This window comes from Spirulina subsalsa PCC 9445 (genome assembly GCF_000314005.1).
Classification (GTDB): Bacteria; Cyanobacteriota; Cyanobacteriia; order Cyanobacteriales; family Spirulinaceae; genus Spirulina_A; species Spirulina_A subsalsa.
In genome coordinates this window covers 1,283,670-1,306,149 of the sequence record NZ_JH980292.1, presented here as the reverse complement: position 1 = coordinate 1,306,149, position 22,480 = coordinate 1,283,670, and the positions used below count along the sequence as shown (strand labels likewise).

18 protein-coding genes are annotated in these 22,480 nt (G+C 46.4%); 8 read left to right on the top strand and 10 right to left on the bottom strand.

Annotated features, from left to right (window positions below; genetic code table 11):
• Positions 1–76: 76 nt before the first annotated feature.
• Positions 77–1,738, top strand: a complete 1,662-nt coding sequence (locus SPI9445_RS0106175; protein WP_017303865.1) for a mechanosensitive ion channel family protein — start codon at positions 77–79, stop codon at positions 1,736–1,738.
• A 23-nt stretch (positions 1,739–1,761) separates the two neighbouring features.
• On the opposite strand, the gene SPI9445_RS0106170 is transcribed toward SPI9445_RS0106175, so the two are convergent.
• Complete coding sequence (locus tag SPI9445_RS0106170) at positions 1,762–3,165, bottom strand: hypothetical protein (RefSeq protein ID WP_017303864.1); 1,404 nt, start codon at positions 3,163–3,165, stop codon at positions 1,762–1,764.
• Between the two features lie 76 nt (positions 3,166–3,241).
• Positions 3,242–3,415, bottom strand: a complete 174-nt coding sequence (locus tag SPI9445_RS30360; protein WP_017303863.1) for a hypothetical protein — start codon at positions 3,413–3,415, stop codon at positions 3,242–3,244.
• Between the two features lie 450 nt (positions 3,416–3,865).
• On the opposite strand from SPI9445_RS30360, the gene rnc reads away from it, so the two are divergent.
• Positions 3,866–4,999, top strand: a complete 1,134-nt coding sequence (rnc, locus tag SPI9445_RS0106160; RefSeq protein ID WP_017303862.1) for a ribonuclease III — start codon at positions 3,866–3,868, stop codon at positions 4,997–4,999.
• 280 nt (positions 5,000–5,279) lie between these two features.
• Here the strand turns inward: rnc and SPI9445_RS0106155 are convergent, their stop codons facing one another.
• A complete protein-coding gene (locus tag SPI9445_RS0106155) occupies positions 5,280–5,870 on the bottom strand; it encodes a chromophore lyase CpcT/CpeT (RefSeq protein WP_017303861.1) in 591 nt (196 codons plus the stop codon).
• Positions 5,871–5,886: 16 nt separating this feature from the next.
• Positions 5,887–7,026 (bottom strand): esterase-like activity of phytase family protein, encoded by a 1,140-nt coding sequence (locus tag SPI9445_RS0106150; RefSeq protein WP_017303860.1) that lies wholly within the window; start codon positions 7,024–7,026, stop codon positions 5,887–5,889.
• Between the two features lie 207 nt (positions 7,027–7,233).
• On the opposite strand from SPI9445_RS0106150, the gene SPI9445_RS30355 reads away from it, so the two are divergent.
• Positions 7,234–7,386: a hypothetical protein gene (locus SPI9445_RS30355; protein WP_164674474.1), complete on the top strand. Its 153-nt coding sequence runs from the start codon at positions 7,234–7,236 to the stop codon at positions 7,384–7,386.
• Positions 7,387–7,410: 24 nt separating this feature from the next.
• Positions 7,411–7,764 carry a hypothetical protein gene (locus SPI9445_RS0106140; RefSeq protein ID WP_017303858.1) on the top strand — a complete coding sequence of 118 codons (354 nt, stop codon included), beginning with the start codon at positions 7,411–7,413 and terminating at the stop codon, positions 7,762–7,764.
• A gap of 213 nt (positions 7,765–7,977) precedes the next feature.
• Here SPI9445_RS0106140 and SPI9445_RS0106135 read toward each other — a convergent pair whose 3' ends face one another.
• Positions 7,978–10,689 carry a DUF3536 domain-containing protein gene (locus SPI9445_RS0106135; protein ID WP_017303857.1) on the bottom strand — a complete coding sequence of 904 codons (2,712 nt, stop codon included), beginning with the start codon at positions 10,687–10,689 and terminating at the stop codon, positions 7,978–7,980.
• 128 nt (positions 10,690–10,817) lie between these two features.
• On the opposite strand from SPI9445_RS0106135, the gene cax reads away from it, so the two are divergent.
• A complete protein-coding gene (gene cax, locus SPI9445_RS0106130; protein WP_017303856.1) occupies positions 10,818–11,903 on the top strand; it encodes a calcium/proton exchanger in 1,086 nt (361 codons plus the stop codon).
• Between the two features lie 146 nt (positions 11,904–12,049).
• Here cax and SPI9445_RS0106125 read toward each other — a convergent pair whose 3' ends face one another.
• Positions 12,050–12,910, bottom strand: a complete 861-nt coding sequence (locus SPI9445_RS0106125; RefSeq protein WP_017303855.1) for a pentapeptide repeat-containing protein — start codon at positions 12,908–12,910, stop codon at positions 12,050–12,052.
• Between the two features lie 375 nt (positions 12,911–13,285).
• On the opposite strand from SPI9445_RS0106125, the gene ilvD reads away from it, so the two are divergent.
• Complete coding sequence (gene ilvD, locus SPI9445_RS0106120) at positions 13,286–14,971, top strand: dihydroxy-acid dehydratase (protein WP_026079570.1); 1,686 nt, start codon at positions 13,286–13,288, stop codon at positions 14,969–14,971.
• A 521-nt stretch (positions 14,972–15,492) separates the two neighbouring features.
• Here ilvD and SPI9445_RS0106110 read toward each other — a convergent pair.
• The 3 genes from SPI9445_RS0106110 to gatA all read right to left on the bottom strand — a co-directional run bounded on the left by SPI9445_RS0106110 (position 15,493) and on the right by gatA (position 18,820).
• The gene (locus tag SPI9445_RS0106110) at positions 15,493–16,068 is read right to left on the bottom strand and encodes a DUF3226 domain-containing protein (protein WP_017303852.1); all 576 of its coding nucleotides are present in this window, start codon (positions 16,066–16,068) and stop codon (positions 15,493–15,495) included.
• Complete coding sequence (locus SPI9445_RS0106105; protein ID WP_017303851.1) at positions 16,068–17,162, bottom strand: AAA family ATPase; 1,095 nt, start codon at positions 17,160–17,162, stop codon at positions 16,068–16,070. The genes SPI9445_RS0106110 and SPI9445_RS0106105 overlap by 1 nt, the downstream gene beginning before the upstream one ends.
• A gap of 200 nt (positions 17,163–17,362) precedes the next feature.
• Positions 17,363–18,820, bottom strand: coding sequence for an Asp-tRNA(Asn)/Glu-tRNA(Gln) amidotransferase subunit GatA (gatA, locus tag SPI9445_RS0106100; protein ID WP_017303850.1), 1,458 nt, complete (start codon positions 18,818–18,820; stop codon positions 17,363–17,365).
• A 212-nt stretch (positions 18,821–19,032) separates the two neighbouring features.
• Here gatA and nadC point away from each other — a divergent pair, with 212 nt between their 5' ends.
• Positions 19,033–19,896 carry a carboxylating nicotinate-nucleotide diphosphorylase gene (nadC, locus tag SPI9445_RS0106095; RefSeq protein WP_033374256.1) on the top strand — a complete coding sequence of 288 codons (864 nt, stop codon included), beginning with the start codon at positions 19,033–19,035 and terminating at the stop codon, positions 19,894–19,896.
• Between the two features lie 114 nt (positions 19,897–20,010).
• On the opposite strand, the gene SPI9445_RS0106090 is transcribed toward nadC, so the two are convergent.
• Complete coding sequence (locus SPI9445_RS0106090) at positions 20,011–20,961, bottom strand: sensor domain-containing diguanylate cyclase (RefSeq protein ID WP_017303848.1); 951 nt, start codon at positions 20,959–20,961, stop codon at positions 20,011–20,013.
• Positions 20,962–21,313: 352 nt separating this feature from the next.
• Between SPI9445_RS0106090 and SPI9445_RS0106085 the strand changes: the two genes are divergently transcribed.
• Positions 21,314–22,450 carry a DegT/DnrJ/EryC1/StrS family aminotransferase gene (locus SPI9445_RS0106085; RefSeq protein ID WP_017303847.1) on the top strand — a complete coding sequence of 379 codons (1,137 nt, stop codon included), beginning with the start codon at positions 21,314–21,316 and terminating at the stop codon, positions 22,448–22,450.
• The last annotated feature ends 30 nt before the right edge of the window (positions 22,451–22,480 follow it).

Below are 22,480 nucleotides of genomic sequence, written 5' to 3'. Positions count from 1 at the left end.
TCAGCGATGGGAGGTTCAATGAGGATTTCTCAAGCCTATAATGGTTTCACGGATGATTTCCCTAGCCTCATAATCCATGAAGAACCTGAAAAAATTTATCACCCAAGGGATTTGTGTATTCTTCCTCATTCTCCTCAGTCAATCCGTCCTATTCGGCACCTCTTCCCCGAGTCCGTTAACTCCCCCCGCCACAAATAGCCCTCGCGCTACTGTAACGGCATTCATTGCTAACATGAATGAAGCTTACAGCGTGCTGATGGCGGCTCAGGCTCAAAGTCAACAGGAGCGAGGGTTTCGCCACTCTCCCGCCGTCCGAGAACAGGCGAATCTTGCTCAACAAGCTTTTGAACGAGCGGTCAAAACCCTAGATTTATCAGAAATCCCCGCCGCGATTCGTTTTGATCGGGGGGCGGAGTCAGCATTCTTGCTTAAGGAAATTCTAGATCGTTTGCCGTTGCCCCCTTTCAGTAGTATTCCGGATCAACCAGAGGTTGAGGAAGAGTCTTTAGAACGTTGGATTCTGCCCCATACGGAAATGACCCTAGTTTTAATTCAAGAGGGAGTGAACTCCGGTCAATTTCTGTTTTCGGCTGAGACAATTGAACAGCTACACGACTTTTATGATGAGATCAAGGATCTGCCCTATAAGAGTCAAAGTTCGACCAATTTTTATCAATTTTACATCGGCACACCGGGTTTCTTAATGCCCCCAAAGTGGACGAATTGGCTGCCTCATTGGACTATGTTGATGATTGGGGAACAGGCACTCTGGCAGTGGGTTAGCTTTGGTTTAGGGACGCTGTTGGCGATCGCCATTCTCTGGGGAATTTACAAAGTTTTAGGCTGGTATTACACCGGAAGCCATAGCGTTAAGGAAGCTTGGTCTGGTTTGTTACTGCCCTTAGGTTTCTTAGGGGTGGTTACAGGTTGGGTCTTTTTCGTTGATCGGTTGATTAATATTACAGGTAGTACCTTAGAAAAGCTGCTTACCGTTTCCGTTTTTGTGGATGGGATGATTGGGGCATGGTTTATTTTTTTAACCTTTAATGCAGTGGGTAGAACCATTATTGCTGCTCCCCAATTCAAAGGCCAACATCTGGAAACAACCATTGTGCGAAATTGTTTCCGGCTGATTGGATTTATTGCTGCTACCACGGTTCTATACTATGCCAGTGAAGCGGTAGGAATTCCCGTCGGCCCGTTTTTCGCCAGTTTAGGGGTGAGTAGTATTGCCATTGGTTTTGGGATGCGACCTTATGTTGAAAATATTGTAGGAGGGATTACTTTATTTGTGAATCGTCCCATGAAAATTGGTGATTTTTGTGAGTTTGGAGGCAATATCGGCACGATTGAAGACATTGGGTTACGGGCAACTCTGATCCGCACGATGGATCGAAAGTTAATTTTTGTTCCCAATACGGTGGTTTCTACGTCACAAATTGTCAATCATAGTCGGCGGGATAAATACACCTTTAACAGTAAATTGAATTTGGTTTATGAAACCACTCATCAACAGTTAAGCGAAACGATGAAGAATTTGCGTAAGATGCTAAATGAACATCCGCAAGTGACGGATGAACGAGTGACTTTAGTTGAATTGAATGGAACGACCATTCAGTTAGAAGTGTTTGCTCATATTTTGACTCAAGATTTCCAAGAATATCTAAAACTTCAAGAGGAGATTTGGTTAAAAATTGAGGAAGTTTTGAAGCAAAGCGAAGCACAATTAAAGAGGTGAGACGCATCTCAAGAGGATCTTCATTATTTCCGTGCAGAGATTGTTAAGTTCCCGTCCATGTACCAATGATGTACAGCTAACCAGGTGGCACTCCCTAACCCCGCTAAGGCAAGGGTTAAACCGGTATAAGGGACTAATAGACCGAGAATGGGCAGGATTACCCCGGTTACGGTACAAACAAGGGCGGCCGTGACGGTTTGGGTTTTGCGACCTAAACCCCAGGTTAAAGCCAAGAGAAAGACGGATAAGGCTAACCAACTGGGCAATGGGGGAAGACTACGACTGAGATAGGTTAGGGCGAGAAGGTGAGCGTAAAACAGCCCCCCAATGAGGGCGATGTTTGAGAAGGTCATGGGGAGGGAAAGATACAGCAATAATACCCACCACAAAAATACGGCCGGAGCTAACAATAATAAACGGGGCAGAACGCCTGTATTTTTCAGGGCGGGGGTGCTGGTAAAAACGCCGAAGGGATTCTGGACTGAGACATTTTCGGTAAAGGTCCAGGTGTAGCGGGTGCGGTTGCCACTGACGACGGTTTCTGTGGGTTTGATGCCACTGGCAAAATCAGCGTTAGGGAATTGAGCGGCGATCGCTAACTCAAAGTTGGATAATAATTCACCATAGGCCGTATAGACCCAACGGGGCGCACCTTGGGCTTTATAACTCACCCGAAACTGGGTTTCTTCTCCAGCCTCTAAAGACACGGGAAAATGGTAGGGTTGAGAGACTTTAGGAGATAAGGGATTCCCTGCCCGTTCTACCCGGAAATTTTGCAATAATTTATAGTCTGAGGGAGGATTCACTTGCCAGATAAACTCTTGGGCTTCATCAAGGGTATTTTTGACCTGAAATTCCCCGACAAAATCCACTAGGTAGAGGGTTTGTCCGGTTTTCTGTACATCTTCTTCTTGCTCAAGGGTGACTTGAATTTGTGAACCCGTTAAGGGTAAGGAACGGTCTATCTCGTGAGTGTCTTCCACCGTCACCAAATTACCATTAACAAAGGTGGTGTAAGTATAAGGCTCTTGAGTGACGTAGTAGAAACGGGGAGACGCTTGTTCCATTCGTTCCCCAGCCACACTTTGAGCGACTTGGGCGACTTTCGCCTGTTCCCAGAAATGATAACGTTTGCTGAGGGTGCTACAACCCAAAAACCCGAAAACGAGCAACACTAAGACAAGGGAAAGATGGGGGAGGGCGCGTAAGGCGAAACCATACCATCTTGTCTCCTGTTCTAACCATTGTCGTTGAGTGGTAAGGTCAGAACGGAGGGAAAAATTGAAAACGGCGATCGCAATCCCTAAAACACTCAACAGCAAAACCAACAGCACCAAACCCCACAATGCCGATTGTCCCAGTTCTACCAGTTGGGAAGGTTGCGTTAAATCCGGTAGATTGGGGATCCCTTGGGCTTCCTGAAACATAGAACTTTGTCCTACTGAAAGATTCCCTTACGGACGTAGCACAAGTTCCCTCTGTTCCGCAATTTCGCGGAATTTCTCAGGCGGACATTTTCTCACAGTTCGGCACCAGTCGCACCCGTGACACACCCACTCCTTGCGTTGAGATCACACCATGATTCATCGGGTAAACAATCATCCATTCCCCCGTTTGCGGATTCCGATAACTGGTAAAGGGATTTTCTTTTAGTGGAGCATTTGAGAGTTGAGCCATGACATTTTTCCTGTCCTGAGTTACTGTTGCAGATAAAAGGTTTAGGGAGTTCCCAGAAGCCGTCAAGGCTGACCCTAATTGAGACGAAAAAAGATTTTCCTTGTCTCTCATCCTGCCATGAGTCCCCTTGAATAATATCCGAGAAATTACTGATATTCTCTCAGCAAATTGCTGAAAATTTGGGTAAATTTACGATCAAATCCCTATACCCAGTTAAAGTCTTTCGACCTTGAAGGTCTGTCAGGAGTTCCTTAGATTAGTCTGACTTAACAAGAGTTCACGGTTAATATAGAGTGAACACCGGAAACCCCTGCCCCCTAGATAGGGTGTAAAGAAAGCGAATCGGTTCGGTTTTCCCTCCTGTCGTTTTACGGCATCTACTCACCCCATTCTGCGTAACTAAACTCAGGGGAAATGTAGTCATGATCAATCAAAATAAAGCCAAAGATCATGACTACCCACAGACAACAAATTGACAGTATTCTCCTTGAATTAGCTGACCAACTTTATCCTATTGTTACGGGAAAAATTGATCAGAAAGATTTGGAGAAACTAAAATGTTACCAATCCAATCAAAAGGATATTTGTTTTCTTTTGAAAGCCATGGATCAATATTGGAATAACTTCAAAGAGATTATTCCTCAGCAAGACCAAAAACAAGCTAGGTTTTTAATTTCTGAACTACGGGAAATTCGCAATGATCACGCTCATCAGGAGGATTTTTCCCTCCGGGATACTTACCGCGCTTTGGACAGCATACAGCGTTTTGCCAGTATTCTAAAATTAGACCTTGAAACTAAGTTAGAGGAGCAAGTTACAGCACTGTTGAAAGAAATTAGTCAGCCTCCAACACGACCCAAAGAGGATGAAACGCCAGAAATTAAGGCACTCAAACAAAAGTATGCTGAATTACTGGAAAAATTACCCTTTAATGAGGTTAAACAGTTAGATTTAGCTTTAACTCATGCCAGCTATTTGTGGCAGAATCCCTATGAAGTTCATGATGATAATGAACGGTTGGAATTTTTGGGGGATACCGTGATTGCTTTAGTCATTGCTCATTATTTTTACTGCAATAATCCCCGTTATCGTGAAGCGGAACTGACTCAAGTGAAATCCAACATTGAAAATAATGCGAATCTGGCACGTTTTGCCAAGCAATTAAAACTCAGGGATTTTGTCAAAGTTGGGAAGGGAGAAAGTCAAGAGAGTGAAAAGGTTCTGAGTGATGCCTTTGAAGCCGTAATGGGGGCTTATTTCATGGATTCTGGTTTAAATGCAGTGCAACAGTTTTTGACTCCTTTTATTGAGTCAATGTTTCAAAGTTTCCCGGATTCTGTGGCTCAAGATGTTAGTGTTGCCCAATCTCTAAACTATAAAAATAAACTGCAACATTGGGCGCAAACTAAACGGCAAAATTTACCTGAATATAAGTCCACCAAATTGGGATCGGAGCATAGTCCAAAATTCACGGTAACAGTGATGATAAGCGGGAAACAGTATGGTCAGGCGGAGGGTAAAACTAAAAAAGAAGCCCAACAAAATGCGGCTTTTAAAGCTTGTAGGCGGTTGGGATTAATCTAAATTGGTTGGGGTTGGGGCAATTCATGAATTGCCCCTACTGGCGTGAACTACCCCACCCTGCCGAGGCGCGAGGATGGAGCTTCCTGATTCAATGGGAAGTGCTTTCTATACCGAAATATAGCGAGTCTTATCTTCCCTCCCTAGGCAGAAGTCCTAGTTCCTAAGACCCAAATTTTCTCTTGCAACACAGCCCTTTTTAGCTTGGTTTTCGCTTTGGGAGTTAGTGGTCAAGTCCATCCCCTCCCTGCAAGCGAGGAAGGGGAATTCCGCAACATTTTTGTTAAACTTGCACTTCATCGGCGAAACTATGCCACCGGACAAAGCGAAAAGATCCGGCAACGGAACCCCAAACTCGCTCATCGGTTTCTAAATCTCGACCCCGATCTAAACTGGTAAATAGTTGACTGTCAATTTCAAAACTACTGTCTAAATAGGTTTCCTGACCTTTGCGCACGACGCGGCAATTTTTCCCCGGTTCAATATTGCCTTTAAAACTGCGCCCTGTCCATGTAACTACCATATTACAACCGGGTAGTTTTTCCAAATGTTCGGCAGCTAAATGGTGCAGACGGGATAAATCACGACTGGCTCCATAAAATTCTTTTTCGTCTTTGACTAAGTAGTTTTCAATCTCAATATGATCCCCAACGACTAACAGTTTTAAGGCTCGTAACCGATAGGGATTATTTAACATATAATCATAGGCTTGTTCAACTAGGAATCCGACTCCATCTAAAACGGAGTGGGGTAGGGGACGCATACAAACCCGAATATGAGCAAAAAAGGGCGGATTTTCAAAGGCTTGTTCTTGATTGCTAAAATCGGCGGCCATCCAACGGGCTAGGGTTAATAAATCTGTAGAATGGGTCATGGAGTTATTTAAAAAATCAAGGTTTTTGGGTGAAGCGAAACCAAATAAATTGAGTTACTTGGTCTTCACTAAAATTATTATCACTGACGAGGAGCAGGATTTGGCTGCCATCGGGGAGACGAGGGCCAAGGGTCATTCCCTCTAAGTTATCGAGGGGGATTCCTAAGTCCTCTAGATTTAATAATAATTGTTTGCGTAACGGTTCGACGTTGGATAAACTGCCGCTTAAGGTTTCAATGCGGGAGGTGTCGGTGGCGTTACCTGTGGAAAGTTGGAAGAGTTTCGCCCCAAATCCTGTAAAACTTAGGGTGCGTTCTAAACTGAGTAAATATCCTTCGCGTTCTAGGGCGAATAATTCTACTAATCCTTGGGCTAGGGTGATGGAATCGGGGGGAATGGGATCTAAAAGATAGAGGTTTTCGGAAATTAATAATTCGGGGCCGATGGGATTAATGACATAGTGCAGGAGACGCAAGCGGGAGTCGTCTTGTTCGAGTTGATCTTGTAGGAGGGCGGATTCTGGGGCGGTGAAGAGGCGAAAGGGGTCGTCGGGGGCTAAACTGGTGATGCCGAGGGTGAGAGACTCGAATCCTAAGTTGTCCCGGATGCCGTGGGGTATATCTTCTTCGTTGCGGATGGGGGTGTTGGGTAAAAAGCGTTTGGGTAAACCTAGGGTGTTTAGGAGTTGTCCGGTGGTGGGATCAAATTCACCGATGAAGGGGGGAATTTGTCGCCCTAGGTTGCCTTCGCTGGCAATATAAAGGGTATGGCGGGGGGAAAGTGCGATCGCCTCTGTGTCGATGGTATGGGGGGCGTAGAGTTCGCCCTGAGTGTCTTTGAGGAAGGTCACGCTTTCGACTTCTACGGCTTTTTCTGGGGCTTGTGCATCGGGAATGGTGGCCAGTTTTAGCTGATAAAATCGGGCGGGGGCTAAGATACTCCGATCATCGGAAATGGCATAATAGCGGTCGTTTTGGCGGTCGTAGGTGATGCCGGAGAGTCCCCCAACGGGGGTATCTTGAAAGGTAAAGGTGGGGAGTTCTACGGTGCCGAGTAATTCTAGGGATAAGTCCAAAAATAGCCGATTTTCGGCTTGGAGTGGACGGGTGTCACAGGCGGTTAAACTAAGGGCAAGTAAGGCACCCAGGCCAATCATTCCCCAGTGGGCTAAGTGTGAGCGAAGAGCGCGAAATATCATAAGTCTTGAACTGTCCCGTTACTTTCTTTAGCATACTGGGGAAGGGGAACAGAACAAAGGTTGATTGTGATTTGTGGCACAGGGGAGATGGAATAATAATCACCCAACAACCTTGGATAAAAGGGGATTCTAGAGGGGTAGATGTTGTTGAAGGAGGAGGGGATCATGAAAGAGAATACCAGTTACTCGAAAGGCTTTCTGATCCTGCACGCGATCGCCATTACGGTGATTTTGTTAATGTTTTCCCGCTCATTTAGTCCCAAATCAAATACAGCTATTGTGAACTGGGGAGAATCGATGACCCAGTTTCTCAATTAAGTGGGTTTCTTCTAGAAGTTTGCTATGCCCAGTTGTCCCCGTTGTGAAAAAGTTATCCCCCCCCTGGCTGTTCAATGCCCCTATTGTCAGATGGTTTTGAAGGGTCACGGTCATCCGGGAATTCCCCTCCACCAAGCAACGGGGGAAGCGTTCCTCTGTGAGACTTGTCTCTACCATGCCGATGATTCTTGTAATTATCCTCAACGCCCCTACGCCCGAACTTGTACCCTCTACTGCAATTCCACATCCCCCACAGAAGATCCCCCCTATCGTCTCTCCCCCCAACAACGTTTTAGGTTTTGGTGTCAGCGCAATGGGGCGTTATTGCTATTGTTGGGCTTGTTATTCATGAGTCTGGTGATCGCACTGTTGAATTAGGGTTTGCTCAATCTTGACAAGTTAAGACCCAAAGTTAGAAGTCAAGGGAACAGAGCGTCTAACAAAGGTCTACCTCATGAGTCACGAAAGTGCTATATTAAAACGGCTAAAAACCCTAGTAACAGTGCTTGGAGGGATATTCAGCAGACCCGAATTAGACCAAAGGCCAAGAGGAAGCGAGGTGTACAGCCCATCTTCCCCCAAGTCTGTGGGCTATGGGCGGAGCATTCCCACGCCATCTTGTGGCAACCAGGGTTTCACATCTACCCCTAAACATTTCCCCAAACGTAATAAAGCGGCAACTTGAGCGGGATGGAGGGGTTTGCTATTTTGATCAATGCTCCCGTCTGCCTTCACACATTGGGGGACAATGCGATGATGGAGATAGCTAAAATAACGCTCTTGCACCCGCTCAAAAGATAACCCCAGTTTCATCTGTTCTGTGACGTGGATGAGACGTTCTAGGCGATCGCACTCTTCCACTAGGGCATCTGACGGACACTCGGCCAGCAAACGGATTAAGAGGTCTAAACATAACCCTTCTAAGGTGGGCTTCACCTCCGGGATATTCAAGAGACAGCGCATATTTTCCGCTTCCGTTGCGATCGCCTCCAACTCCGACAGGCTATTATCAATCAACGGGGGATCACTCACCACCTGAGTTAAGCGCCGAATCCCCACTAAAGCGCGGTGAGATAGAGAAATCTCCGCCGCCACCTGTAACTCTTGGGGAACTGGCAACTCCTCCCGATGGAAAGCGCGCAAAATGCTGTAATTATCCCGATAGACTTGGCTATAAATCTGATCCAAACTGGTGCGAGTTTGTTCGGTGATTTGGCGGATAATCCACTGGCGTTCCTCCGCAAACAGATTTTCTAAATCAAAAGATTGATCCCCGAAAACTTGGGTCATGGCCACCATCATCTTAGCCACACTGGCATGGGTTAAGGCCTCAAATAACTTCGCTTTGATTTTATGGTAGGCCAAACGCCCGGTAAAGGGCTGAATACAGCAGTGGAAGTCCCACCCGCCCAAATGCAGCACCGCAAAGGTAAACTCACTACTCTCCCAAGTGATCTTAGAACTCAGATTTAAATACCCCACCGCTAAAGTCAAAGCGCCCATCTGTTGGCGTTGATAGTCCAATTGGGTCGCCCGGTAACAATAAACGGTGTCTTGGGGTTGGTAGGTGGTAAAAAGAGAGGTAATGGCATAGTGGGCGGCCACCTGTTCAAAGGGGATGCGAACCGGAACCACCAGTTGATCATAAATCACCTGACCATTGCGGAAACTCTCCACATTACTGGGGGCGCTGGCTAACTTTTGGCGAAATTCGGGTTCTAATTGTACCCCGGCCACTTCTCCGGCCAATTCTATGGCACGGGCGGCATAGCGGAGAATTTGCACCCCTTCAGGACGGGAAATTTCTTCAAAAAACCAGCCACAACTGGTAAACATCAAGAGACTGTGACGCGCCATTTCCAACAGACGCAAGGCATCCACCTGTTCATTGGCACTGAGGGGGTGCTGTTGGTGACGATAGAGGAAATTCATCACCGCGTCTGGGGTGCGATCGCGAATCACCTCAATATAATCATCTCGCGTCAACCAAGGATCATGGAAAAAGTCCATCCCCTTGGCCTCATAAATCGACCTTAACTCATCCCGCAGCCAATTCAGCGCCTCTCGCAGGGGTTTCCGCCATTTTTGATGCCATTCGCCCCCACCCCCACAACCACAATCCTCTTGCCACCGATCTACTCCATGACTACAACTCCAAGCGGTGATCGGTTTTAACACCACCTCCCAAGTGGGGGGATGGAGAGCCAGATAATGGGCGAAATTGGTCGGAATCCAACCCCGTTGAGCAAATTCCGTCTGGAAACAATAGGCCAGACATTTCTCAGTTCCCCCTTTGTGGTGGCCGAAGGTTTCCCCATCCGTAGCCACACAAATTAACTGAGTCGGCCGATGATCTCCCCGCACCGCTTGCCCTAAACGACCACAGAAATTATAGGCACTGGTCAGGAGAACATCATCAAACCCCATATCATTGGAAATCGGACCATCGTAGAAAAAGATGTCAATGTGGCGGCCATCTTCAATAAAACAACGGTAGGGGCGAGTAGGATCAATTTGTCCGCCTCCCACCTCCAACCATTCAGGATCTGATTCTTCCTCTGTGGGTAAAGGACGGCAACTTTCTGCTTGAGAGGGGGCGAGAATAATAAACTGAATGCCCTCATCAATTAAAGCCTTTAACGTGGGATAATCTACAGCCGTTTCTGCTAACCACATCCCCTCGGGATCTCGTCCAAAGTGGGAGCGAAAATCCGCCTTTCCCCAACGGATTTGGGTATATTTATCCCGCTCATTGGCCAGAGGCATGATGATGTGATTATAGACTTGGGCGATCGCATTTCCATGTCCCCCCAACCGTTCCCCACTACTCCGATCCGCCTCCACAATCCCCTCATACACCTCCGGATCATGGCGTTCCAGCCACGACATCAACGTTGCCCCCACATTAAAACTCAAATACTCAAAATTGTTAACAATCCCCAACACCTCCCCCTGTTCACTCACAATCCGAGCAAACACATTGGGGCGATAACACTCATAATTAATCCGTTCATTCCAATCATGATAGGGATAAGCACTCCCTTGGCGCTCAATCGCATCTAAATAAGGGTTTTCCCTAGGCGGTTGGTAAAAATGCCCATGTACCGTAACATAAACCCCCGTCGTTTTGGGTAAAGTATCGGCATCATACTTTACATTCAACAGCGCAGAAGATTGTCCTGAAGCGATTTGAGCGGCATTCATATTATCACCTAATTGTAAATACAACGATGGATTGTGCAGAGAACGTAAAAACAAAAACCTACATTTTCCAATAAAGCGCAAACTCTCCAGAATCTGCATCATTTCTTAAAAAAATTAAGAACTTATTCATATTTCGAGATAAAAAAAGCCCCAAATCACCCTAGTCAGTCCCTGCCAGAACTGAGTATGATTAACTAGAGAACTTTTACACCCTCTCGTAACAAAACATGAACAAAATTCTTTACATTTTGTTAATTTTTATTCCGATTTCCATTGCCGCCCACGTTTTGGGCTGGGGATCTGAAGTAATATTTATCACTGCCGGACTCGGTATTATTCCCCTGGCGGCCTTTATGGGAATCGCCACTGAAGAAATCGCCGTAGTCGTCGGACCGAATTTAGGTGGACTCCTGAACGCTACTTTTGGCAACGCCACTGAATTAATTATCGCCCTAGTTGCCCTCAAAAGTGGCTTAGTAGAAGTTGTGAAAGCAACTATTACCGGATCAGTAATTGGGAATCTATTATTAGTTATGGGGTTTGCCATGTTATTAGGGGGTTTCCGTTACAAAGAACAGGAATTTCAACCCACAGCTGCTCGTTTAAATGCCTCTTCCATGAACCTGGCCGTGATTGCCTTATTAATCCCAACAGCCGTAGAATACACCTCCTCCGGTGTGGGAGAATCGACCATACAAACTCTGTCAGTTGCTGTTGCCATTATTTTGATTATTGTCTATGGGTTGACACTGGTTTTTTCCATGAAAACCCATGCTTATCTTTATGATGTTGGCGTGGCAGATTTGGAAAGTGAAGGAGAGGAAGAACAGGAAAAACCGAATCTGCTTTTATGGGTTGGCGTTTTATTAGTGGTGACGCTATTGGTGGCGGTAGAATCCGAATTTTTAGTAGACTCTCTTGAGGAGGCCACCGAAAGTTTAGGCCTCAGCGCACTCTTTACAGGGGTGATTTTACTGCCTATCATTGGCAACGCCGCAGAACACGCCACAGCCATTACAGTAGCCATGAAAAACAAAATGGATTTATCGGTGTCTGTTGCGATGGGTTCGAGTTTACAAATTGCCCTATTTGTTGCCCCTGTTTTAGTCATTGCAGGCTGGATTATTGGTCAACCGATGGATTTAAACTTTAATCCCTTTGAATTAGTCGCGGTAGCCGTATCAGTTTTAATTGCCAATTCCATCAGTTCGGATGGTCAATCAAATTGGTTAGAAGGAGGGTTACTATTAGCCACTTACTTGGTATTAGGGTTTGCCTTTTTCTTCCATCCTGTCGTGGAAGGTTTAGGATAAGGCTTGCTGAATAACAAGGATTGAACCGCGCATGATGAGGGGCTGTTTGGATAAACCGATGTCCGCAGGTTAAAAGCCCCCTCGTGACGCTCCCCGATGGCGAGAGCGCGGCGCTTCTCGGTGGGGAGCTAAATTATTAATTCCCTCTACTCTCCATCAGCGACAATACTCTGACCGCGAGTTCCCGCTTGAGGAAGAATCGCCCCCTGTAAATTTGCATTGCGGAAATTGGCCTCATTGACATTAGCATCAATTAACACCGCATCGACTAAAATTGCCCCAATTAAATTTGACCAACAGAGTTTAGCTCGATAGAGTTTAGCTTCTGTTAAATCTGCTCCTCTTAAGGTTGTCCACGTCACGGTAGCCGCCCGTAAATTTGCCCCTTTTAAATTAATATTGGCTAAGTTAGAACTACTCATCTGGGCGCGGCTAAAATCGGCCCCGGCTGCGTTAACATTAGTCGCATTTACCCCATGTAAAATCGCTCCTGCGAGGTTGGCATCTTCCAAATTTGCCCCCATTAAAATGGCATTGGTGAGGTTGGCCCCTTGTAAATCGGCTTTCATCATGAGGGCTTTCATCAGTTTGGCTCGTCCGAGGTTACACTCTACCATTTTCGCTCGGGTGAGGTCTGTGTCTCTTAAGTCGGCTTCACTTAGGACGGCATAACTTAAATCAGCCGATTTGAGTACGGCTCCCTGCAAGTTGGCAGCGCGTAAACTGGCATCGACTAATTTTGCTCCTGTAAGGATTGCGCCGCGCAAATCTGAGCCAATCAGATTGGCTTCGGTTAAATTGGCTTCAAGGTGGGCTTCGACGAGATTGGATTCTCGAAAGTTTACCCGGGTTAAATCAGCGCCAATTAAGTTCGCACGGCTAAGGTCTGATTCGCGCAGGGTAGCTCCACTTAAGTCAGCCCCTCCTAAAAACGCTCCTTGGAGGTTGACTTCTCTAAAATCTCGTTCTCCCGCTTTGTAGCGCCGTAGTAGTTCTGCGGCATCCATTTTGTTCAATAATCTATCCTTCTTCTATAACCATTGTCTCGCAAGATCACAGGATTGGTGCAGGAACTTTACACTTCTCGCTTGCTGGGGGTCGGTTTACACTAAACCCCTTTTTTTATCATCTCTTGTTTTTACTGTATTGGGAGAGAAATAGTCAGCCATTTGGCGGAGTTTTTATGAAAATCTTACAAAAGTAGGGGTTTTCTTCATATATTCCTTGGGTTCTTACTTCGGATTGGCAGGATATATAACGGAGGGGTTTGGGCAAGGGGGGAAGAGATCCTTTAATTTTTGGGGGAGTTGTGCCATCTGTGTCCTAGGTCACAGACAATGGATCAAGAGAGCCGATTTTTAAATTTAGGAGGATGTCACAGGATGGCAGATAATCGTAGAAGTCAGGTGATTACCCAAGGGGTGCAGCGATCGCCAAATCGGGCGATGTTACGAGCGGTGGGCTTTGGGGATGAGGATTTCACCAAGCCCATTGTCGGGTTAGCGAATGGCTATAGTACAATCACCCCCTGTAATATGGGGATTAATAGCTTGGCACTGCGGGCGGAGGCGGGTTTGAAAAGTGCCGGAGCGATGCCCCAAATGTTTGGGACGATTACCGTTTCTGACGGGATTTCTATGGGAACCGAGGGGATGAAATATTCTCTGGTGTCTCGGGATGTGATTGCCGATTCGATTGAGACGGCCTGTAATGCCCAAAGTATGGACGCGGTGTTAGCCATTGGGGGCTGTGATAAGAATATGCCGGGGGCGATGATTGCCATTGCCCGGATGAATATTCCGGCGATTTTCGTCTATGGGGGAACGATTAAGCCCGGTCACTACAATGGGCAAGATTTAACGGTGGTGAGCGCTTTTGAAGCGGTGGGACAACACAGCGCGGGGAAAATTGATGATGAGACGCTGACCAATATTGAACGGAATGCCTGTCCGGGGGCGGGGTCTTGTGGGGGAATGTATACGGCTAATACCATGTCCTCGGCGTTTGAGGCGATGGGGATGAGCTTGCCCTATTCGTCTACTATGGCGGCGGAGGATCAAGAAAAGGCGGATAGTACGGAAAAATCGGCGTTTGTGTTGGTGGAGGCGATTAAGGCGCAACGCTTACCCAGCCAGATTTTAACCCGGGAGGCCTTTGAGAATGCGATCGCCGTGATCATGGCGGTGGGGGGTTCGACGAACTCGGTTTTACACTTATTGGCGATCGCTCACACCATTGGCGTTCCCCTCACCCTCGACGACTTTGAAACCATTCGCGGCCGCGTCCCCGTCCTCTGCGACCTCAAACCCAGTGGGCGTTACGTCGCCACCGACCTCCACGCTGTTGGGGGCATTCCCCAAGTGATGAAAATGTTGCTCAATCACGGCCTTTTACATGGCGATGCCCTCACCATCACCGGGCAAACCATCGCCGAAGTTCTCGCCGATGTCCCCGATCATCCCCCCACAGATCAAGATGTGATCCGTCAGTGGGACAATCCCATGTACACCACCGGACACCTCGCCATCCTCAAAGGCAACCTCGCCGAAAATGGCTCAGTCGCCAAAATTAGCGGCGTGAAAAACCCCCAAATCACTGGCCCCGCCCGGGTCTTTGAGTCGGAGGAAGAATGTTTAGATGCCATTCTAGCCGGGAAAATTCAAGGGGGAGATGTGGTCATTGTCCGTTATGAAGGCCCCAAAGGTGGCCCCGGAATGCGGGAAATGTTAGCCCCCACCTCGGCCATTATCGGCGCAGGATTAGGGGATAGTGTGGGCTTAATTACCGATGGTCGTTTCTCCGGCGGAACTTACGGCCTGGTCGTCGGTCACGTCGCCCCAGAGGCCGCCGTTGGGGGAACCATTGCCCTAGTTCAAGAAGGGGACACCATCACCATTGATGCTCATGCCCGTTCCCTCCATCTGCACGTTTCCGAGGAGGAACTAGCTCAACGTCGCGCCGCTTGGACTCCTCCGGCTCCCCGTTATACCCGAGGGGCGTTGGCGAAGTATGCGAAGGTTGTCTCTTCGAGTCACTTTGGGGCGGTGACGGATAAGGACTTGTTTTAACAAAAATGTTGCGGAATTCCCCTTCCTCGCTTGCAGGGAGGGGATGGATAGCAACCCAGCAATATACTGAGCGACAGCGAATCCATGATAAAATCAATAGATCTTGACCACTAACTCCCAAAGCGAAAACCAAGCTAAAAAGGGCTGTGTTGCAAGAGAAAATTTGGGTCTTAGGAACTAGGACTTCTGCCTGGGGAGGGAAGATAAGACTCGCTATATTTCGGTATAGAAAGCACTTCCCATTGAATCAGGAAGCTCCATCCTCGCGCCTAGGCAGGGTGGGGTAGTTCACGGGTAATGTGGGCGACAGTGAGGCGTGTTGGGTTTCGCTGTCGCTTTACCCAACCTACGGGGGGTATTCTGTTTTTTTACCGTTGTGTTGGGTTTCGCTGTCACTTCACCCAACCTACAGGTAGCTTTTTTTTTCTCTGTCGTCTGAGCTTTAAACAACCCGATTTCTAGGGTATTTGTTATAGTGAACCCGAAGAATATGAGGGTCAAGTTCTTTTTATACCTTTCTCTTAAAGATTTTTGATAAATTCTCGAAGCGGTTGGAAAGCCTCATTTTCCCAATCTATACATCCAGATTGTGCCGCTTCTCCCAATCTTTGACCTGGGTTAGTTTGACTCGCAAGCCAAGCCTGAATTTTAGCTTTTGCTAAATTTTTAGGTTTTCTTTGTGAGCAATTATATATACATTCTAGAAAATTATCAGCACATTGAATTTCGCTAGATTTTATGGCTGTTAAGCAGAGGTCTTCTAGCATTCCCGAAGAACCATTATCTGGCATAATAAACTTGGTGATTTTGACATGATCTGCCCCAAAAATTGATTTTATAAAATTATCTATACTGGTTGATACTGATTCAAAGGAATCATCTGCATCTCGGGTAATTCCCAAGGATTGCAATTCTGGATAGCCCGGAATTAAACTTAAGGTTTTTAAAAATTTTCCTAGGTTTCCTTTTCCCTCATAACACTCTACTTGGATATCGTCAATTTTTAAGTATTTAATCAGCGTTGAAAAAAAAATCTTTTCTTCTGTTCCCTCACCTATAATCAGTTTTGGCTTATCAATTTTTATCGATTTCCTCACTATCTCATCTCCAGATTCAAATCAATAGAAGTTTCAATATTTTCTTTCTCATAAATCGCTGTTTTAATTAAACCCGTGTTCTGTTCTCTTTGCAATCGAAAATACCGAAAATCATAGGATTCTAGATTGGCAAAGGCTTCATGAGCGGAATTAATACATTCTTGACTATGAGTGGTGGCAAAAATTTGGGTATTAAATCTTTGACTAGCTTCTGCTATGGATTCCCAGATTTTAGCTAAAACTGAATAGTGGATGCCATTTTCTATTTCGTCGATTAAAACTGTCCCTCCTGAAGCATTCATGATGGATAAAACCATCGATAATAACCGATTGATGCCCTCTCCCATTAAAGAAACAGGAATTAAATAACTCCCTCCGATATCACCATTAATCATAGGCACTCCACCTGTAACCAACACAGATAAACGCTTTAACCGTGGTTCTAATATATTCAGAATTTTGACAATTTCATCTTGCTTATTTTGAGCTTCCAAAACGCTGAATCTTTCCGCATCTTGAGTTGGAGAAATTCGGAGACGACTACTGATAAAATCGCTGAGGGGAAAAGAGGGAATTCCTACGTCTTCTAAGGGGTCATTTTGGTGTTCTATGCCCAAGCGTGCCGTATCAGGGTCTTCCTTGTCTGGGACTAAAAATATGGTGAACTGCCAAGGTTTTTGGTCTGCTGTTTTGAATTCTAATTTCAAGTCTTTAAGGGTTTTGCGTCGGTTGGAATTCAATGTCAAGGGAAACAATCTTGGACTGGCAGCTTTTTCGAGGCTTAATTTCAGTTCGCTTTTAATGTCTTGTTCATCGATTACTTCTATTTTAATGGCTTTATGGGCTTTTTTTTGATAAAATAACCATTCACATATTTCTTCTACGTCAAACGTCTTGGGACTAAAAATTCCCCTATCAAAGTTTAGCTTTAAGGGAATTTCAAGGGAATCTAAGCTGGTCATTAAGTGAATGGCTTCTAATAAAGCGGTTTTGCCAATGTTGTTCATTCCTCCAATTAAGTTGACGCGCTCTATTTGGTTAAGGGTCAATTCTTCAAAACATCTAAAGTTTTTGACGGTAAGACTTTTAAACATAATTAATTACAAACAAAGGATTGGTTTGTTTTTTTGTTACTAACAATTCATTGCCTCGGTCATTAACGACCTTAAGGGTAATTTATTCAGGCTCACCCGCTTAAAATGGTGTGCTAATTCTTCCTAAACTTTATTATTGTGTAGACTAATTTTTACCGTTGTGTTGGGTTTCGCTGTCGCTTCACCCAACCTACGGGCGCTTACAAAATGGGGGTTCTTAAATGCCAGTCGGTGGATTGTTCGTAAGCATAGGCTACTTGGAAGAGTTGATCTTCTCGTAATACCTTGCCAATTAACTGCATTCCAATGGGTAAACCTTGCTGGTCAAAACCGCAGGGAATACTGATGGCGGGTAAGCCTGCTAAATTAACGGGAATGGTCATTAAATCGGAAAGATACATACTTAAGGGGTCGGCGGTTTTTTCTCCGGCTTTAAAGGCGGTGGTGGGAGAGGTGGGACACACTAAAACATCGACTTTTTCAAAGGCGGAGTCAAAATCTTGTTTGATTAATGTGCGGACTTTTTGCGCTTTGAGATAATAAGCGTCATAATACCCGGCGGAAAGGGCGTAGGTGCCTAACATAATCCGCCGCTTGACTTCGGTTCCAAAGCCTTTGGCGCGGGTTTTTTTGTACATATCCACGAGGTTATCGCTTTCTTCTGCCCGGATGCCATATTTTACGGCATCATAACGGGCTAAGTTGGCGGAGGCTTCTGAGGGGGCGATGATGTAGTAGGCGGGTAAACCGTAGCCGAAACGGGGACAGGAGACAATTTGAATTTCGGCGCCTAGGTTTTGTAGAACTTCGATGGCGGCTTTAACTTTTTCTTCGACTTGAGAATCTAATCCACCGCCAAAGGTTTCTTTAATAACGCCAATGCGTAGGCGAGATTTGGGGCGGAAATTGGGCTTGAGGAGTTGGGCATAGTTGGGGATGTCTACTTTGAGGCTGGTGGAGTCTTTGGGGTCGTATCCGGCGATCGCACCCAATAGTATAGCCGCATCTTCTACACACCCCCCAAAGGGGCCGATTTGATCTAAGGAGGAGGCATAGGCCACTAAACCATAGCGCGACACTAACCCATAGGTGGGTTTCATCCCCACTACCCCACACAAGGACGCGGGCTGACGAATCGATCCCCCGGTATCAGACCCCAAGGCTACAACGCATTCCTGAGCCGCTACGGCCGCCGCAGAGCCACCGGAAGAGCCTCCGGGGACGCGGGATAAGTCCCAAGGGTTGGCTGTCACCTGATAGCCGGAATTCTCGGTAGAACTGCCCATGGCAAATTCATCCAGATTGGTTTTCCCCACCATGACGGCCCCGGCTTTTTTCAGTTTCTCGGTCACTGTGGACTCGTAGGGGGGGACAAAGTTCTCTAAAATCCGAGAACCGCAAGTCGTGGGAATCCCGTCGGTACACATATTATCCTTAATCCCGATGGGGATTCCGGCGAGTAGACCAATTTCTTCCCCAGCCGCAATCTGCTGATCTACCTGTTTGGCTTGTGCGAGGGCGTGATCTGCCGTGATCTGGAGAAAGCTATGAAGTTTCGGCTCTAGGGTTTGGATGCGCTCTAGAGCTTCAGTGGTGATCTCAACCGCAGAACGTTCTTTGCGGACTAACTGGGTGTGCAACTCGCGAATGGATGCCATGCGTCTACATTTCTTAGGATTGAACCATTTTCCAGTGTACCGTTTTGGGGAACCTCGAACATAGTTTCCTTGTTCTTGATCTCAATTCTGGGGGGAGAGACTGGAGTGAAATCGGGGTGCTGTGGGGTTTAAATGGGAGGGGGGACTCTGCCTTGATTTTTGCTCGTCCCCCCTGGGATAAAATGGGGGAGCGCTCCTTACTCTATTGGTCTATGAAACCTATCACGGCTGTCCTTCCCCCTTGGATTGTGCTTGACTCGTTGTTGCAAACTTGGTTATTAGAAGATATTGGACGAGGCGATCGCACCAGTGGCGGATTAGGGATTCCTGATGACCGTCTATTCCAGGCCCGTTGGGGGGTTAAGGAGGCGGGGGTGATTGCAGGTTTGCCTGTGGCGGAACGGGTGTTTGCCTTACTGGATTCTCGGGTCGAATTTACCCCTATGGTGGCTGAGGGTCAAGTTTGCGATCGCGGGGAAATCATTGCCACCCTCAAAGGCCCCCTCTCCCCCCTACTCATGGGGGAACGAGTTGCTCTTAATTTAGCCATGCGCTTGAGTGGGATTGCGAGTTTAACCCGGCAATATGTGGCGAGAATTGCGGATTTACCCGCTCGTTTGGTGGATACGCGCAAAACTACCCCAGGTTTGCGTATTTTAGAGAAATACGCCATGCAGGTTGGGGGTGCCATGAATCACCGCATGGGGTTGGATGATGGGGTGTTAATTAAAGATAATCATATTGCGGCCGCTGGGGGGATTGGGGCGGCAATGGCCCAAATTCGCGATCGCATTCCCTACCCTCTTACCGTTGAAGTGGAAACGGAAAACCTCGCTCAAGTGCAAGCGGCTCTCGACCATCAGGCCGATATTATTATGTTAGATAATATGCCCCCAGAACTCATGAGGGAAGCGGTGCAACTCATTCGCGCTGCCAGTGAGCGGACTAAAATTGAAGCCTCGGGCAATATTACCTTAGAAACCATCCGAGGGGTGGCAGAAACGGGGGTAGATTATATCTCTAGTAGCGCGCCGATTACTCGTTCAACTTGGTTAGATTTAAGCATGAAAATGTAGGGGTAAATGCGTTTAGTCGAAGGGAAATACTGACTCTAGTTTGAGGGAAAAACGATTACAGGACAATGATCCAGTTGGGGCAAAAATGGGACAATCTAAAACCCGGAGAGGTTTTTATTCGTAAATTCCGGTGACAATCGAAACCCGATTGTCACCCAAGGCTTGACAAGCGGCTAGGGTTTGATGGGCTCGTTCTAGGAGAGTATGGGCTGAATCGTTATTTTGTGCCATTGTTCCACTGACGGAAAGGGTAATATGAAGGGGTGCAGCTTGCTCTAATATCAAACTGGTATCTTTCACTAATGAGGAAAGACGACCCGCCAACATTTTCAACACCCGCTCATTAATATTGGGGAATAAAATAATAAATTCATCCTCATTCCAGCGAGTCAGGAGGTCTACACTCCGGCGGATAGAATTGCCTAGGGCTTGCGACACCATTAATAACACTTGATCCCGGATGGCTAGTCCATAGTGTTGTTCAATTTCTGCCAATTTATCAATTTTCAAAACCAACAAACCAAACTTGATCTGATAATCATGCAGTTCCTCAAAACGATGTTGTAAATTAAGGCGAGTTAGACGAAAATTCCCCACTTCTGTGACGCTATCCATGAGGGTTTTTTCTTTTAACTGACTCAAGGTTTCTCTGTCACGATTGAGTTGAGAACGATCTAAAAAAAGTTCCACCGCGCCTAAAAGATTACCCCGTTCATCATGAATGGGTAACACTCGCAAGGAAATGGGAACACGATACCCTTGTTTATGATTTAAGTAAAATTCTCCATCCCGTTTTTGTCCATCGTGTAAGGTCGCTGTCACAGGGCATCTATGCGAAGAGATTTCATGACCCTGTTCATCAAGGTAATTTAAAAAACCGTCGGCGCATTTTTTGCCCAAGACTTCATCTCGACTGTACCCGGTAATTTCTTCAGCCCGTTGATTCCAGAATAAAATCCTTTGGTCTAGATCAACGTAATAAACACCGTCGAACAAATTATCAATAATGGATTGATACCAAGAATAATCCGTAATTTCCTGCTTGTGTTGTCTTATTTGATACATAATACTACTTAGCTTCCATGTCCCGTATGGAATCCATTAAATGGGGTTGTGGTTCAAAATTCAACTAATTGAAAGGAAAGCTTTAGAAAGTTTGTAATGAATCTTAAGATAAAGAAAAATAGACTCAATCTTGATCCATGCCAAGGTCGTGAGGAAAAATTAAGCTCAGAAATGGCGGCCAAATCTGGCAAAGAAATGAGAAATCTTCGGTTTTAATTCATATTAATTTACAAGAGAGGGGTTAGAGCTTACGGATTCCCTCGCCAGTGCCAATAGAGTCCTAGGGGAATGGGTAAATTTACTACACCCGTTGAAGAAACGCGATAACATGATTGAATTGTCTAGAATACGAATGATTATGCAAGTCCCCTTCGTTGATTTTTCTTGGCAACATGAGCCAATTCAGAGGGAAATTGACCAAGCGATCGCAAAGGTAGTCCAACGGGGTGATTTCATCTTAGGTCAAACGGTTACTCAGTTTGAACAGGCTTTTGCCCAAGCCTCTGGGGTGGAGTATGGTGTAGGGGTGGGCTGTGGGACAGATGCGATCGCCTTGGGTCTACAAGCTTGTGGCATTGGCCCCGGTGACGAGGTGATTGTTCCCGTGAACACCTTTATTGCAACGGTAATCGGAGTGTTGCGCACTGGAGCAAAGCCCCTATTTGTTGATTGTGACCCCGCCACGGCTTTAATAGACCTCGAACAAGTCCATAGCGTGGTAACAGCCCAAACGAAAGCCCTGATTGCGGTACATCTTTATGGGCAAATGGTGTCCCCCCAGCAGTTGCGAGAGTTTACCTCCGCCCATTCTCTCCTCTTGTTTGAAGATGCGGCTCAAGCTCATTTAGCCCAACGGGACGGCTATAAGGCGGGATCATTAGGTGTCGCGGCGGGGTATAGTTTCTATCCCAGTAAAAATTTAGGCGGTTTTGGGGATGGGGGAATCGTCTTGACCAACGATCCAACCTTAGCCCAAAAAGTGCGCTGTTATCGTAACTACGGGGCCAGTCAAAAGTATGTTCACACTGAACTGGGTACGAATAGCCGTTTAGATAGTCTGCAAGCGGCCGTGTTAGAGGTGAAATTAGCCCATCTACAGGAGTGGAATTTAGCCCGCAATCAGGCAGCCGCTCAGTATGACGAAGCCTTGAAACCTTTAGCCGACTACGGGATTTTTCCCTTTCGCAATGACGGCAGCACGGGTCATATCTACCATCTCTATGTGATACGAGTTACATCGGAATCCCCCGTAACTCGCGATAATTTACAAAAGGCTTTAGGAGAGCGGGGCATTCAAACCGGAATTCACTATCCCATTCCTTGTCATCTACAACCTGCCTATCAACACTTGGGCTATCATACCGGAGACTTTCCCCATGCCGAAACCTTGGCACAAGAAATTCTCTCCTTGCCCATGTTCCCCGGACTGAGTGCAGCCCAAGTTCAGCAAGTGGTGGAAACGATTAAAAGCGTGATTCAGGGTGATTGATTGGGCTAAAACGCTTTCTTTTCTCGAAAT